Below are 15526 nucleotides of genomic sequence, written 5' to 3' on the forward strand. Positions count from 1 at the left end.
TTAAGCAGCAGCTTTTGCATCCTTTACCAAGCGCGTAACACGGTCTGACAAACCAGCACCTTTGCTAACCCAGTACTCAACACGCTCAAGATCAAGACGAAGTCTTTCTGCTTGGCCCGTTGCTGAAGGGTTAAAAAAGCCGATGTTCTCAATGAACTTGCCGTTGCGTGCACGGCGGCTGTCAGCCACAACTACTTGATAAAATGGGTGCTTTTTAGCACCACCACGCTGTAAACGAATAGTAACCATATATGCCTCAAACTCGTTGTAGCGTTACCGTTAACAAACCTTTAATGCACAATGCATGAAAAAAGGTGCGCGAATTATACGTACTTGAGAGCAAATTGCAATTTTTTTCAAGGATTAACTGAGGAATTGAAAAACACTATCCCATCCGGATTATTACCCGTAGGATAGCTTTCTATAATTTTCCGTTGGTGAATGTCGATAGCCACCACTTTATTTTGCAAATTCAGTGATAAATAAACAGTATCAGTAGCCTCGTCTAAGGTGATGCCTTGAGGTCCGGCTTGTTCTCCCAAATCTATGCCGCCAAGCTCTTTAAAGGTAGTTGTATCAAAGAATCTGATGTTATGACGTCGAAAATCGGGCACCATTGCCACGCTTCCGTCACCGGAAAAAAGTACACGATAGGGAAATTCAAAGCCTTCGAATTGGGCAAGTTGCTCATAAGTGGTCGAATTGAGAACCGTCACTAAACCACTCTTATTCGCGCCATACCAAAGTTGTTTCCCATCTGGACTAAGTTTGATTGCTTCAGGCATCTCTTCTGTAGCAATCTGCTTTTGCAACGAAAAATCATCTATTTTAATTTTGGAAATAGTATTAGATCTAATATTTGTAACGTAAGCAAAATCACTATTTTCAGCTGCACTTACCATATGTGGCGTGACTTTTTGTGTGTTTACCGTAGCGAGTATTTTTCCTGCTATGACATCCACCTTTATCAATTGTTGTGTAGGGCCTGAGGTCACTAATATCTGCTGTTCATTGGATAGCACATGAATCCCATGAGGACCTTGATACTGCGACAAATCGATGCGTTGTTGCACTTTAAAATTAACAAGATCAAAAACCGTCAATGAATTTCCACCGACAAAATCAGAACTCACCGCATATTTTCCATCAGCAACTAGCGCCAATTCGTGAGGCCCTTTGCCGGTTTCCAATGTGTGGATTATTTTTTTGCTATTTACATCAATAATACTGACGCTGTTATCGCTTTTGTTCACCACAGCTAACATAGTTGAGTTTGCCCAAAGGTTAAAACTCACAATAAAACTCAACACAAAAAAGATGTTTTTCACCCAAATATCCTTTTAATCATAGGAATAAGAAATGCCATTAAATCTTAGTAAAAATTTTTAAAAAAAGTTCACCCCTTTTTCATTTGTCTATCGTCTTGCTAAAGAACAGACAAAAAAAGGGGAACAAATCATGAGTAGTTTACTACACAATCAACCGCCAGTTATTACCGTGAAAAACCTAGCTAGAATTTTTATCCAATCAATAATAGCGCTGGGAGTAACTTTCATGCTATTTGCAGGTATGCAATATTTAATACAACAAGATAATGCTGAGGTGCCAACACCCATTGCATACACCACTATCAACCCTATTTTCGAAGAAGTTGAAGAAAAAGTTATTACTAGAACACGTCCTGAGCCAATGCCAGAGGTACAAAGCCTACCAGAAACCTCAATGCCAGAGCCTACGCCAGTGAAATCCACTGGGTTTTCTTCGGCCCCTAAAATAAGCATCCCCAAAGTCGGGATTCAAAATAGTTTTTCGTTAGGTCCAATTGAAAGTGGCGTACGACCATTGGTACGAAGACAACCCAAGTATCCTCCAGTTGCGGCGCGTGACGGCATAGAAGGTTATGTGGTATTGTCTTTTTCTATCACCGCCTCTGGTACAGTAGACAATATTGAAGTCATTGAAGCACAACCCAAAGGCATTTTTGAAACCGAAGCAAAGCGAGCCTTGCGCAAATGGAAGTATCAACCGCAAATGCAAAATGGCGTAGTGACTGCAATGCATAATCAACAAGTCCAATTAGACTTTACAATGTCGCAGTGATTTAACAGGCAGATGATGTTAGGAAATATTGTTAGGGTTATTACTTCACCTTTTGCCACACAAGGACGCTTTGTTGATAAAGCAGAGCGTCACCAAAAGGTAGTGCAAATACTTTATGAAAAACATGCCGATGCTATTTTTCATTTTCTCTTGACCATAAGCACCCATGCAACGGCACAAGATATTTCGCAACAACTTTGGCTCAAATTATTAGAAAATCCCGATATTATTAAACGTCAGAACAACTTTGTAGCTTATATGTTTACCGCAGCCAGAAACGCAGTGATAGATGAATACAAACGAAATAATAGGCTCACTGAACTTGATACCTCTTCTATGGAAACAAGCTCTATAGTTCACTCAGAAAATATAGACGATGTATTTGACAACGCATTATGCAACTTGCCCTTTTATCAACGTGAAGCTTTTTGCTTACAGCAAGAAGGTTTTAGTTTGCAAGAGATCGCTAACATTACCCATACAGAAAAAGAAACAGTGAAAACCCGGCTTCGATATGCGCGAAGTCAATTACAGCAAAGTTTAGCCGGTCTTTATCCTGATTCTACTAATGTTAAAAGCACTGAGGTGAAAAGATGAGTGACCATAATTCTCAAAAAGACGCTTTATCATCTCTGTACCAAAAGAGGAAAAAGCAACACTTGGCGCCTGAGAATTTAAAGCGCCGAGTATTCAACCATACCAACCAGAAACAAGATACTGGTTACTCTCTATTTTCGAATAAAAACCGTATTGTTTTAGCCTCTCTGGCAGTGGTGTTTGCTATCGCGTTTCTGCAATTACCTTCATTTAAAAACCAGCAGGCCCAATCTCCTTTGCTAATAGTGGAAGTGCATAGTTTAGCTGGGGAAAAAACCTCTATTGCTCAAGCTCACCGCATTGAATACGAAAATTTACAGCAAAACCTAATTTTACGTCAGGATGCAAATAGAATTGCACATCAGCAACGAATGAGAGTGCTGGATACATCAGATGGCATTACCTTAGTGGATTGCAATGCACAAGCTATTCAAATTACCCGTTCTTTATTAGATAGCCTTAACCAGAGTACTGAGACGGGTTCAATAGATACTAAACTTGCTAAAGGTAATATACTTGATTTGGGATTTGACGCGGGAGGCCATATTATAGCGGTCTCTTCTGCAGGAAATGCAGAGTTTTGCCCAGAGACCGCCGAATAAGGTGAGCTAGTTGAACCTAACGTTTTGGTGGGAAACCGCCAAAACCACCGCCCATTCCGCCTGGTGGCATCATGCCGCCCATGCCACGCATCATTTTCTTCATATTACCGCCACCCATTTTTTTCATCATCTTTTGCATTTGAGTGAATTGTTTTAGTAGTCGGTTTACATCTTGAATTTGCGTACCCGACCCAGCAGCGATACGTTTTTTTCGAGAGCCTTTAATCACGTCGGGGCGCTGTCTTTCGCCTGGCGTCATAGAGTTGATAATGGCTTCCATTTGAGTGAACTGTTTGTCATTAGCTTGTTCTTTAATCTTAGCTGACATGCCACCCATCCCAGGCAACTTGTCCATTAACGACATCATACCGCCCATGTTGCGCATTTGCTCTAGTTGTTCTTTAAAATCTTGCAGGTCAAAACCTTTACCTTTTTGTACTTTCTTAGCCAAGCGTTCAGCTTTGGAGCGATCGACTTTACGTTCAACTTCTTCAATTAAGCTAAGGACATCCCCCATTCCCAAAATACGAGATGCAATACGCTGAGGATGGAAAGGTTCAAGGGCATCTAGTTTTTCACCCATACCAAGGAATTTAATGGGTTTTCCTGTGATATGTTTAACTGAAAGCGCTGCCCCGCCTCGTGCATCACCATCGGCTTTGGTTAGAATTACACCCGTTAAAGGTAGCGCTTCGTTGAAGGCTTTAGCCGTATTAGCAGCATCTTGACCTGTCATAGCGTCAACAACAAACAAGGTTTCGACTGGATTTACAGCGGCGTGAAGGTGTTTAATTTCCTCCATCATTTTTTCATCAACGGCAAGTCGACCAGCGGTATCCACTATGAGCACATCAATAAACTTAAGCTTTGCGTGGGCGATTGCTGCATTCACGATATCCACCGGCTTTTGCATAATAGTCGAAGGATAAAATTCTACGTCAACTTCATTCGCCAAGGTTTCTAGCTGTTTAATAGCTGCAGGTCGATAAACGTCAGCACTGACCACTAGTACTTTTTTCTTTTCTCGCTCTTTTAGATATTTTGAAAGCTTACCCACACTGGTGGTTTTACCTGCACCTTGTAAGCCCGCCATCATAATTACGGCTGGCGGTTGAGCGTTTAAATTTAAACCGACAGTTTCAGCGCCCAACACTTGTTCAAGTTCAGTTTGAACAATTTTAATAAACATTTGCCCAGGTTTTAGGCTTTTACTGACCTCAACACCTAGTGCTCTTTCTTTCACTCTGGCGATAAAATCTTTAACAACTGGTAAAGCAACATCACCTTCAAGTAGCGCCATACGCACTTCTCGCAAGGTATCTTTAATGTTGTCTTCGGTGAGTCTTCCTTTGCCACTAATATTTTTTAGTGTCTGGCCTAATTTATCCGTTAAATTCTGAAACATAAAATTACTAATTGTGTATGCAAAAATCTTAAGATGGAGTATACAATAAACACAATCAGAAACTAACCTTTGCGTTGAATTAACAATAGATTATTATCTGTAGTTCATAATCGATAGGATTTATACGTCGCAATGACATTATTACAACTTACATCGGGCTTAAGCATTCTCTGCTACTTAGCGTCTAGCGGTTTATTGGTCCGTCGTTTTTTCAGTCATACCTTGCAAAGCGCAAAAAAACCCATTGGTGTGCTTTTAATGGGTATCATATGTCATTTAGTGTTGATTGTTTTTGCCATCGCTCACAATCAGGGTGAAAAACTTAGCTTAACCTTTGTGCTTTTAGTCATCGCTTGGTTAATTTCGTTTAGTATGTTTGTGGCCAATAAATATATTCGCAATCTAGTCTTTTTGCCTATTGTCAGCCTGAGCGCTGCTATTTTCGTTAGCCTGTACGCTTTGTTCCCTATTACCACTGGTATAGATGCTAATATGAGTAGCGGTATGATAGTGCACATTAGTTTATCGATGTTGGCATTTGGTTTCTTAGGTATTTCAGCACTATACGCCTTACAATTGAGTTATATTAACTATCAGCTTAAACATAAACGACATTCATTACTCAAAGATGATCTACCACCGCTAATGGCGGTGGAAGAAATTCTCTACAAATTGATGACGGTTGGCTCAGTGATATTAGCGGCGGCGCTAATATCCGGTTTTGCTTTTGTACCTTCCATGCTTGCGCATGGATATGCTCACAAAACAATTCTTTCTACCCTCGCCCTTTGCATTTTTGCTGGCGCACTTATTTATCATAAAATCCGTGGGCTTCGAGCCCGCACTGCAGTATGGATAAATATCATTGGTGTTAGCGTTTTAGCTTTGAGCTATTTTGGCTCACGTCTGGTGCAAGAGTTTCTTCTTGGATAATGGTTATTATTTTGGCAATATCTGTGCAGCATCAAGCTTTTTTACTTCAAGGGACAAGTTAATTGGACCAGCTATCTGATACAACGTTAATTACAACTCTCGTAATTCTTATCATTCTCTCTGCGTATTTCTCAAGTTCGGAAACCGGCTTGATGAGCATAAACCGCTATCGTCTTAAGCACTTGTCTAATGAGGGACACAAAGGTGCATTGCGAGTACAGACCCTTTTAGAGCGTCCAGATCGCTTAATCGGCTTAATTCTCATTGGAAATAATCTGGTCAACATCGGCGCAGCAACCATTGCTACTGAACTTTGTTTTAGATGGTTCGGGGATTTTTACGGTCCTTTAGTTGCTACCTTTGGTTTAACCTTAATTGTATTGGTGTTCGCTGAAGTTACTCCGAAAACCTATGCGGCCTTATATCCTGAAAAAATTGCTTTCCCAAGTTCAATTTTATTACTGCCCTTAGCCATCATAATGACCCCTTTGGTTAAAGGCGTAAATGCAATTACTAACGGTATTCTCATGCTGTTTAGAATGAATCCTGTTGATAGCGCGGGCGATTCACTTAGCCGTGAAGAATTGCGTACAGTGGTTTATGAAGCTGGTAGTTTGATTCCGAAAAAACACCAAGACATGTTGATAAGTATTTTAGATTTAGAAAACGTTACTGCTGAGGACATCATGGTACCTCGTAGTGACATTTTTGCTATTGACGTGAATGATGACTGGAAAATTATTCAGAAAAAACTCACCCATGCTCAACACACGAGAGTGTTGTTATATCGTGACAGTATTGACGATGCGGTTGGCTTTATGCACGTTAGAGATGCGCTGCGCTTGTTATCCAAAGATCAATTTACCAAAGCCACTATGTTACGAGCGGTAAGAGAAATTTATTTTACCCCTGAATCTACACCGTTACATAAACTCATGTTCAAATTTCAACAAGAACGTGAACGCATTGGCTTGGTGGTAGATGAATATGGAGATATTCAAGGCTTAGTTACGTTAGAAGATATTCTTGAAGAGATTATTGGTGATTTCACTACCAATATGGTGCCCGATTACAGCAAAGAAGCCATTGTGCAACAAGATGGAAGTTACCTTGTTGACGGCAGTGCAAACGTACGTGAATTGAATAAGGAACTGGGTTGGACGCTTCCAATGGACGGCCCCAAAACCTTAAACGGGTTAGTTCTTGAGTATTTAGAAGATATTCCAGAGAACAATATCAGTATTCGGCTTGCCGGTTATCCCATGGAAATTGTCGACATCAGCGGTAATATGATAAAAACCGTGAGAATAATGCCAGAATATTACAAAGAGCCCACATCCGAAACCGCAGAATAAGACACAGTGCAATGCATGAACAAAGACTAACGAGCTAATTTTTTAGCTCTAGCTTTGTCCTTTATCACTTCTAACTTGCTGTTTAATTCAACTAATTTGTGCATAATGTTTTGCAGTTCCTCATCATCCTGAATATCAGAAGCCAGTACGTGCTGCTTTAACGCCATTTGCAACATTAATGGTAAAGATGATTGCGACATAGTGGTCAATTTACTCCTAGCTAATACTTTGTATCAATGCCAACTGAGTTCCTTGTTGGCTATCCACATCATAGTCAATAACGAGTATATCGGCAGTAGAAAAAATTCTTGCATTAAAACCACTACAAATCGCATCAGAAAATAGACTCACGAAAGGCATATGACTGACTAACAAGAGATTTTCTGGACAATCAGAACCTAAAGTAAGACCTTGAATATAATCTGTCGCTTGGCTAATATCTGCCTCTGGAGTAATGAGATCAGTGTCGAGTTTTCGACCGATTTGGATTTTCTTAGAAACTTCCTGAAATGTTTGTTGTGTACGCAAGTAGGGACTAACCAATGCCAGCTCTATGATTGGCTTTTGCAAATCATTTTGCAGATATTCACTCAATCTTCGACCTGCAAAAGAGGCTTGAGTTTTCCCGAATCGCGTTAAACTGCGAGTTTCGTCTTCAGTATTATAGGCTTCAGCTTCGCCATGCCGCATGACAATTAATTTCATATCATTCTTCTAAAGAAATTACCAAAATAGGCGCTATATCTAGCAATAGCCGTTCGATTTATCATTTTATCCATTAACGACTGGTCACAAGAAACCTTTACTTCTATAGTATGCTTCCTGAGGTCCTAGTCTAAAAATCGAAATTAATTTTTAAAGGATACGGTAATTTACACTAAAAAGTTAAAAAATAATCTCAGACTTGCGGTGCATACGCACAGTGATTCACCACATGCGTGCCTATCCTTTAGTGTTAAGTCTGGACGTTTTCATGAGAAAAATCAATGCTTTGGTTTTACTCATTTGCTCGAGCATCTGATTTTCGCGCCGAACGAAAAATATTCAGAAGCAGGTTTTCTTATTAAAGAAGTTGAAAACCAACGAGGGGAAATAAACGCCTGGACAAGTGACTACACGTCAAATTTCCATCTGCGAATTCCAGTTGAATCTAGCTTAACTTTGACTGAAATCTTAATCAATAAGCTCTACTTTCCGCGTTTTGATCAAGCTAACTTAGAGACCGAAATTGCCGCCATTGATGCTGAGTTTAAAACTAAAATTCACGATGAAGAACGCAGGTTCAGGTCGGTACAACGAGTATTAGCAAATAAACAACACCCGTTTTCACGATTTGCACTTGGTAACGAACAGACGTTGGGCGAAGTGCCGGTTGAAGAACTCTGTAAGCAATTAGCGCAGTACCATAGTCAACACTTTTGCGCTGCCAACACAACATTGTGTATTAGCCTTCCTGATACTGCAGACAAAACCCAACCAGAATTTGAGCAATTGATAAAAAAGTTAATAGTCATTTGTGAGGACAAAATCCCAGAAGGCATTAACATTCCTGAATTAACCTTACCTGAATTATTTTCGGATCGAACTAAGGCTAAATTAGTATTCATAAGACCTACATTACCAGTAAATGGCATCATCATTAGTTACAGAATTGCTAAATCTAACAATGTCGAGGTTGATAATTGCGCCTTTACCATGCTTCAAGCAATGTTGGAGAGTAAACATCAATATGGTTTAGTGGATATCTTGACAGAAAAATATCTTATCCAAAATTTTACCATTACAAACGGTGTTGAAAGTGAAGGTGAAGAAGAGCTACAGATCAGAATATCCTTGCCAAATATAGTGATGTCAGACGATTTGCTATCGGATATCTACAATATTGTTGTTTCCTACTTGCGGTATTTACATGAACATCCGTTAGAAGAATGGCGCTATCGTGAAAAACAACGACAATTGGAACTATTGCACAAATTTAAGAAGACATCTTCGCCGCTACAAGTCTGCATAGAGATAGCCGAAGGGTTGCAAAAAGCAGAAAATATCGAATCACAAGTTCCTATAAACCTTCATGATGAAGAGGTTAAGAATAGGTTTAATCAAATAATTGATTACTTGATGCAGGCAGTGCCTTGGTTTTATGCGTTAACTAAACAGCATGAATATGCATTAACCACTGACTATTTTAATGTGCCCTACGATGTTTGCCCAAGTACGATCACCTTAGAAAACTCTGTTACTGGTTTCAATATGCCACCGCAGAACAAGTATCTTCCTTCTTGTTTATTACCTTTCGTTCCACAAGCCGCGGTACCAGAAATCATCCAATGGCAACACGAAAAGTTAAGCATTAAATATTTTTACGCCCTCGAGGACCAAAAACCGTTAGGAGATATTTATCTATCCGTGAATACGCCTGAAATGTTTGGCGATGCGAACAAAGCAATTAGCAAACGGTTATGGGTAGAAGCGCTGCAACAGTATCTAAATCGTTGCTTCTTTCAAACAGAAGCTGCTGGGTTGTATTTTCGTGTGTATGGACATCAACATGGGTTTAGTATCCACACTAGTGGTTTTACCGAAAAACAAATCCTACTAATCATAGATATTTTAAATCATTGTCTCACTTTTTCATTGAGCGAAAATCAGTACCATCATTATGGTGAGATTGTCCGTAATAAGGTGAACAAAAGTTTATTACAGAAACCTGTTAACCGGTTAATTTCACAACTAACATCAAGCGTTCATCCAGAAGTAATAGAGCCAGCATTTTTATTAGATGCCTTGGACAGCCTGACGTTTGACACCTTGGATCGTTTGCAACGAAATTACTTTAACGCAATATCTATAGAAGCCTTGTGCGTCGGCAACTGGCCCATGGCAATGGTAGATAACCTGAATAAACACTTGTTACAACGGGTAAATGGTTGTGAATTATTTGAAAAGCCACAAACTGGCTATAAAAAAGTACATTGGGAACATATCCAACAAGTACCACTAACGCCTCCTCACGATAATGCTTATGTCATGTATTACGAAATTTATCAAGAACGACAGCCCGAGGATGAGTGCTTTAATATAGCCTTAGCGCTAATGCTAGAATCCATTTTGGCCCCCACCTTTTTTATTGAGATGCGTAATATTCGTCAACTCGGCTACACGGTTGGTGTGGGTTATAAGCCTATTAATCACAAAGCGGGCATAGTGTTTTACGCCCAATCGCCAAACATCACTCCTGAGGTCATTGCCGGTCATGTGCAAGATATCCTAGATGATATTTGCAAAGATGAAGCTGAAATAAATGAAACACTCGGCCCCTTAAAGCAGCAACTGATGGCCCAAGTAAGCAACACACCCAAGAAAACAGCTGATTTAGCTCGCCATTTATGGCTGCATTTTGAAAGTGATAATCCATTAGCTTATGGTGAGAATCTCGCTAAGGCGATTCAGCAAATTAGCTTACAAGATGTAGTAATGCAAATTGAGAATATTTTACAGAATAAACAACAGGTCATGCATTTATTCAGTAAAACAGGCAGCTAGAAGCTAAGCGGCAAGATACTTTGAATTAAAGCCGATTGCCTTTCTAACTGTCATGTGTTTAGAAATTTCGAACATGGGAATTAATAGAGGTCCAAGCATAATTCCACCGACTAACCACTTTCTTTTCGCCATGCCGTGCACAACGGCTTCCACATAAAAATAGCTAGCCGATAAAACGAAAGAAATTAATAACAAAATGGTTAACACTAGTCTCTGCCCCTTTGATTAGCACAGTCATAGTATACTTTGTTTCTACATAAAAAGTATGAATAATGAGTATTAGGCATAAAAAAAGCCGGAAAACCGGCTTTTTTGACAGTTAATTAACAAAATTAACACTTATTTGTAAAAGTTTTCTTTATTTTCTAGCATTTCCAATAGAATTTGAGCTGGCGCGTACTTCTCGCTATAAGTGCTTTCATAGTGACGCAGTCTCTCGACGACATGGTCAACGCCTAGGGCGTCCATATATCGGAAAGGTCCACCCAAGAACGGCGGGAAGCCGATACCGAATATAGCCCCTATATCTCCATCTCTTGGATTACGCACAACGCCCTCTTCTAAACATCTGGCAGCTTCGTTCAACATTAACAAGACGCAACGCTCAACTACAGTCGAATCAGAGTATTTTGTCACCGGTGATATACCTAATAAACTATATACAGACTCATCAACTTCTTTACCCGGCTTTTTACCATCATAACTATAGAAACCAGACTTATTTTTCTTACCTTTTCTGTCATTTTCTAATAATTTATCAAAGGCTTCTGGTGCACTAAATCTTTCTCCGAACTGCCCTTTTAAAATTGGAATGATTTTGGTACCTACATCAATGCCAACTTCATCTAGCAGTTTAAAAGCCCCTACCGGGAAGCCAAATTTGACCAAGGCTTTATCGATTTCATTGATCGGATGGCCTTCCATTGCAAGATATCCAGCCTCACTCATGTAAGGTGCTAAAATTCGGTTAACATAGAAACCCGCACCATCTTTTACAACAATCGGGGTCTTACCCTGTTTTTTGGCAAATTCAACAGTGGTCGATATCACCTGATCACTGGTGCCTTGATGAGGGATAACTTCAGCAAGAGGCATTTTATCAACTGGTGAAAAGTAGTGCAGACCCACAACATTTTCAGGCCTTGAAGCCTTTGCTGCGATTTCCCCAATCGGAATTGATGATGTATTTGATGCAAAAATAGTATCTTCTCGACACTGGGTTTCAATGTCTGCCACCATTTTCTGTTTAAGTTCAAGATTCTCAAATACAGCTTCAACAACAATGTCTACATCTTTATAACCACTGTAATCTAAACAGCCAGAGATCATTGATAGCTGTTTTTGCATCTGTGATTTCTGTAAAAATCGGCGCTTCACTTTTTTATTCAGTATGTCGTAACTGTAGCGCATAGCGCCAGCGATACCGTCTTCACTAATGTCTTTGATTCTCACTGGCACTTTGGCTTTAGTTGCAGTAACAAAAGCAATGCCGCCTCCCATTAGTCCACCACCAAGCACACCCGCTTTGGTTACTTTTTTCGGCGCGACGCTTTCGACGCCGTTTTCCTTTTTCATATCAGTGGTAGCAAAGAATATTTCTCGAAGTTGTTCTGATTCTTTGGTCATGACCAACTTACCAAATAATCTCGCTTCTGTGGCATATCCTTCTGCGCTATTGTTCAAGCCAGCTTCAATACAATCAATGATATACATAGGCGCAGGATAATTGCCTTTGGTTTTTGCCAAGGTTTGTTCGCGCGCTTTTTTAAATAAAAACTTACGACCAAAACCTGTATCTTCTAACACTTTATTTAGCATTGATTTTTTGGCTTTATGCTCAGATACTTTTTTAGTCGCCTGTTCAATTGCCACATCCATCAAAATCGTTTGCGGTACAACGTCATCCACAATGCCATATTTTTTGGCTTGTTTTGCACGGGCAGGCGAGCCTGTTAGCATCATCTTCATGGCTTGTTGAACACCAATCAATTTAGGAAGCCTTTGTGTACCGCCACTTCCAGGCAACAATCCTAATTGCACTTCAGGCAATCCAAGTTGCGTTTTGTCACTATCAGTACAAACTCTGTAATGGCAAGCCAATGCTAACTCTAACCCGCCTCCTAATGCTGGACCGTGAATAGCTGCAACAAAGGTCTTTTTATTAGCTTCAATTCGGTTGAATATCTGTTGCCCTTGTATAGATAGTTTCTCGGCATCTTCGGCTGATAAACACTGCGCCAGCATGGACACATCGGCGCCAGCGACGAAAGAGTCTTTTTTACCGCTTGCAACAACAACACCTTTTATCTCTGCGTCCTTGTCAATTTGATCAAGTAAAGATGAGATTTCGTCGGTAAAATCACCTTTTAGGGTATTCATTGATTCGCCGGGTACATCCATAGTTAAAATGGCAATACCGTCGTTTCTTTTTTCTAAGCTAAATGCACCCATTATTCAGTCTCCACTATCATTGCCGCGCCTAAACCACCGGCAGCACAAGCAGTTAATAATCCAGTACCACCGCCTCGACGATGTAAGTCATTTAACATTTGGGTAATCATTCTAGTCCCCGTAGCTGCAAATGGGTGTCCGTAGGCGATGGAACTTCCCATAACATTAAATTTATCCATATCAATCTCACCAACTGCCTTGCTACGATTGAGTTTTTCTTGGGCAAACTTGTCACTGGCAAACATTTTTATGTTTGATAGTGTTTGAGCGGCAAACGCCTCGTGCATTTCGATTAAGGTAAGATCATTTAAGCTCATTCCAGCGCGGTCTAACGCAATTGGCGTGGCATAACTCGGCCCCATCAACATATCTTCCCATACATCAATAGCCGCAAAGGCATAGCTCTTAATAAACCCTAGTGGCGTGAAGCCTAAAGCTTTGGCTTTGCTCTCTGTCATTATTAGAACGGCCGAAGCACCATCGGTTAGAGGCGTTGAGTTGGCTGCAGTAACAGAACCATGTTTTTTGTCAAACGCAGGTCTTAATTTTGCGTAGCCTTCCAACTGAGAATCGAATCTCACGTTATTGTCACGAGAAAATCCGCCTTTATAAGGTTCTGCATAAGCCGTCATGACTTCCTTATCCAAGTTTCCTTGTTCCCAATTCTTAGCTGCCAATGAATGGGACCTGTGTGCCAATTTATCTTGGTCTTCTCGGCTGATACCATGAGATTTCGCCATTTGTTCTGCAGTTTGTCCCATAGAAAGTCCAGTTGAATATTCTGCAACCGCGGGAGGAACAGGCAATAGATCTTTTAGCCCTAAACGTCTGAAAATGGAGAAACGCTGACCTAGTGTTTTTGCTTTTTGCAAATCGACTAATGCACGACCAAGTTTTTTTGAAACACCGATAGGAGAAACAGAGGTGGAATCTGCTCCACCGGCTATACCCACTTCGATATTCCCTACCAACATGGACTCTGCGATATTTACCGTTGATTGAAAACTGGTGGCACATGCTCGTGAAACACTATATGCATCTGTATTCACGTTCATACCAGTACCCAACACAATTTCTCTTGCTATATTGGGAGCTTCTGGCATTTGCACCACTTGTCCGTAGACCAATTGCTGTACTTCTGAAGGAGATAGGTTATTTCGAATGAGTAATTCGTTAACTACCATTTTACCCAAATCAACTGCAGGGACACCATGAAAGTATGTCGCCATTTTTGCAAAGGGCGTCCTTAACCCATCGACGATAGCAATACGATCGCCTGAATGTGTTTTAAGCTGTTGTTTATTCGACATCTTTTTTCCTCAACTGGCTAATTATCAGCGTTCTGTGCAACGCTTTCTGGTCTGACCACTGCGGGGATTTAAGCAAATTGCTTAAGAAAACGCAAATTTTTTACATAAAAAACAAAGCATAGTAGTTGATACCCAAAGATTCGAACCTATTATAAAGCCTTGGTGGAACAATTTAATTGATTCAAGGTCGAACTCGCTCAAGTTTTTACAAAAGAGTCCTCGCTCGCTTGTTAAGAAAAGTTACGTGGAAGGAAAATGGCAGTAAATCAAATTCAAAGACTACTCGCTCACTTAGATTCGCAAGTTTTAGGTCAGCAACAGCTCACACAAAGTATACTCATTGGCCTACTCGCTGATGGCCATTTATTGGTAGAAGGACCACCAGGGTTAGCCAAAACTAGAGCTGTAAACAGCTTGTCAGACGGTATAGATGCAAATTTCCATAGAGTGCAGTTTACACCAGACTTATTGCCAGCGGATCTCACTGGTACCGATATCTATCGCCCAGAAACCGGCGAATTTATTTTTCAAAAAGGTCCTTTATTCCATAATTTGATTTTGGCAGACGAAATCAATCGCGCGCCTGCAAAAGTGCAAGCAGCATTGCTAGAAGCTATGGCTGAACGGCAAATTACCGTAGGTGGCACTACTTATCCGCTGCCTGAATTATTTTTAGTAATGGCAACCCAGAACCCGCTGGAGCAAGAAGGAACCTATCCCCTTCCCGAAGCGCAACTTGACCGTTTTTTGATGCATGTGGAAATTGATTATCCCGATGCAGACACTGAATTAAAGATACTACAATTGACCCGTGGCGAATCGATCGATGAGCTTGCCGGTAAATTACCCAATAGCGTTGAGAAACTATCTCAGTCTGACATTAAACAAGCGCGTAAATCCGTGTTAGAAGTGCATTTATCAAGTGCAATCGAAAATTACATTGTGCAATTGGTTGTAGCCACCCGAAGACCACAATTGTATTCAGAAGAGTTAGCTAGCTTTATCGATATAGGCGTGAGTCCCAGAGCGACAATTGCACTTGAAAGATGTGCCAGAGCTCATGCTTGGTTAAATAACAGAGAATTTGTCAGTCCTGACGATGTGCAAGCTGTATTAAATAATGTGTTAAGACATCGCATTATTTTGAGCTACCAAGCACAAGCAAAAGGTATTACAAGCAATCAAGTAATAGACCAAATAAAACAATTAGTGCCAGTACCCTAGTTAACA

At 40.4% G+C, this 15526-nt stretch carries 15 protein-coding genes; 7 read left to right on the forward strand and 8 right to left on the reverse strand.

Annotated features, from left to right (window positions below; all coding sequences use genetic code 11):
• Both rpsP and ACNKW3_RS16125 read right to left on the reverse strand, forming a co-directional pair.
• Positions 1–249 (reverse strand): 30S ribosomal protein S16, encoded by a 249-nt coding sequence (gene rpsP, locus ACNKW3_RS16120; RefSeq protein ID WP_427400349.1) that lies wholly within the window; start codon positions 247–249, stop codon positions 1–3.
• Between the two features lie 107 nt (positions 250–356).
• Entirely contained in the window at positions 357–1328 is a 972-nt protein-coding gene (locus ACNKW3_RS16125; RefSeq protein WP_427400350.1) for a YncE family protein, read from the reverse strand.
• Between the two features lie 130 nt (positions 1329–1458).
• Here ACNKW3_RS16125 and ACNKW3_RS16130 point away from each other — a divergent pair, with 130 nt between their 5' ends.
• Genes ACNKW3_RS16130 through ACNKW3_RS16140 form a run of 3 tightly spaced genes read left to right on the forward strand, consistent with a single transcriptional unit; the run spans position 1459 to position 3299 of the window.
• Positions 1459–2100: a TonB family protein gene (locus ACNKW3_RS16130; RefSeq protein ID WP_427400351.1), complete on the forward strand. Its 642-nt coding sequence runs from the start codon at positions 1459–1461 to the stop codon at positions 2098–2100.
• Positions 2101–2112: 12 nt separating this feature from the next.
• Positions 2113–2697, forward strand: coding sequence for an RNA polymerase sigma factor (locus ACNKW3_RS16135; protein WP_427400352.1), 585 nt, complete (start codon positions 2113–2115; stop codon positions 2695–2697).
• Entirely contained in the window at positions 2694–3299 is a 606-nt protein-coding gene (locus ACNKW3_RS16140; protein WP_427400353.1) for a hypothetical protein, read from the forward strand. The genes ACNKW3_RS16135 and ACNKW3_RS16140 overlap by 4 nt, the downstream gene beginning before the upstream one ends.
• Before the next feature lie 16 nt (positions 3300–3315).
• Here the strand turns inward: ACNKW3_RS16140 and ffh are convergent, their stop codons facing one another.
• Positions 3316–4704: a signal recognition particle protein gene (gene ffh, locus ACNKW3_RS16145; RefSeq protein ID WP_427400354.1), complete on the reverse strand. Its 1389-nt coding sequence runs from the start codon at positions 4702–4704 to the stop codon at positions 3316–3318.
• A 132-nt stretch (positions 4705–4836) separates the two neighbouring features.
• Between ffh and ACNKW3_RS16150 the strand changes: the two genes are divergently transcribed.
• Positions 4837–5637, forward strand: coding sequence for a cytochrome C assembly family protein (locus tag ACNKW3_RS16150; protein ID WP_427400355.1), 801 nt, complete (start codon positions 4837–4839; stop codon positions 5635–5637).
• 62 nt (positions 5638–5699) lie between these two features.
• Complete coding sequence (locus ACNKW3_RS16155; protein WP_427400356.1) at positions 5700–6992, forward strand: HlyC/CorC family transporter; 1293 nt, start codon at positions 5700–5702, stop codon at positions 6990–6992.
• A gap of 26 nt (positions 6993–7018) precedes the next feature.
• On the opposite strand, the gene ACNKW3_RS16160 is transcribed toward ACNKW3_RS16155, so the two are convergent.
• Positions 7019–7192 carry a hypothetical protein gene (locus ACNKW3_RS16160; protein ID WP_427400357.1) on the reverse strand — a complete coding sequence of 58 codons (174 nt, stop codon included), beginning with the start codon at positions 7190–7192 and terminating at the stop codon, positions 7019–7021.
• Positions 7193–7208: 16 nt separating this feature from the next.
• The gene (gene sixA, locus ACNKW3_RS16165) at positions 7209–7697 is read right to left on the reverse strand and encodes a phosphohistidine phosphatase SixA (protein WP_427400358.1); all 489 of its coding nucleotides are present in this window, start codon (positions 7695–7697) and stop codon (positions 7209–7211) included.
• A gap of 204 nt (positions 7698–7901) precedes the next feature.
• On the opposite strand from sixA, the gene ACNKW3_RS16170 reads away from it, so the two are divergent.
• Positions 7902–10535: an insulinase family protein gene (locus ACNKW3_RS16170; protein ID WP_427400359.1), complete on the forward strand. Its 2634-nt coding sequence runs from the start codon at positions 7902–7904 to the stop codon at positions 10533–10535.
• Positions 10536–10538: 3 nt separating this feature from the next.
• Here the strand turns inward: ACNKW3_RS16170 and ACNKW3_RS16175 are convergent, their stop codons facing one another.
• The 3 genes from ACNKW3_RS16175 to fadI form a co-directional block, all read right to left on the reverse strand.
• Positions 10539–10742 (reverse strand): hypothetical protein, encoded by a 204-nt coding sequence (locus tag ACNKW3_RS16175; RefSeq protein WP_427400360.1) that lies wholly within the window; start codon positions 10740–10742, stop codon positions 10539–10541.
• Positions 10743–10874: 132 nt separating this feature from the next.
• Entirely contained in the window at positions 10875–12986 is a 2112-nt protein-coding gene (gene fadJ, locus ACNKW3_RS16180; protein WP_427400361.1) for a fatty acid oxidation complex subunit alpha FadJ, read from the reverse strand.
• The gene (gene fadI, locus ACNKW3_RS16185; protein ID WP_427400362.1) at positions 12986–14296 is read right to left on the reverse strand and encodes an acetyl-CoA C-acyltransferase FadI; all 1311 of its coding nucleotides are present in this window, start codon (positions 14294–14296) and stop codon (positions 12986–12988) included. The genes fadJ and fadI overlap by 1 nt, the downstream gene beginning before the upstream one ends.
• A gap of 255 nt (positions 14297–14551) precedes the next feature.
• On the opposite strand from fadI, the gene ACNKW3_RS16190 reads away from it, so the two are divergent.
• A complete protein-coding gene (locus ACNKW3_RS16190) occupies positions 14552–15520 on the forward strand; it encodes an AAA family ATPase (RefSeq protein WP_427400363.1) in 969 nt (322 codons plus the stop codon).
• Positions 15521–15526 lie beyond the last annotated feature (6 nt).

The organism is Glaciecola sp. 1036, from assembly GCF_050306235.1.
Taxonomy (GTDB): domain Bacteria; phylum Pseudomonadota; class Gammaproteobacteria; order Enterobacterales; family Alteromonadaceae; genus Glaciecola.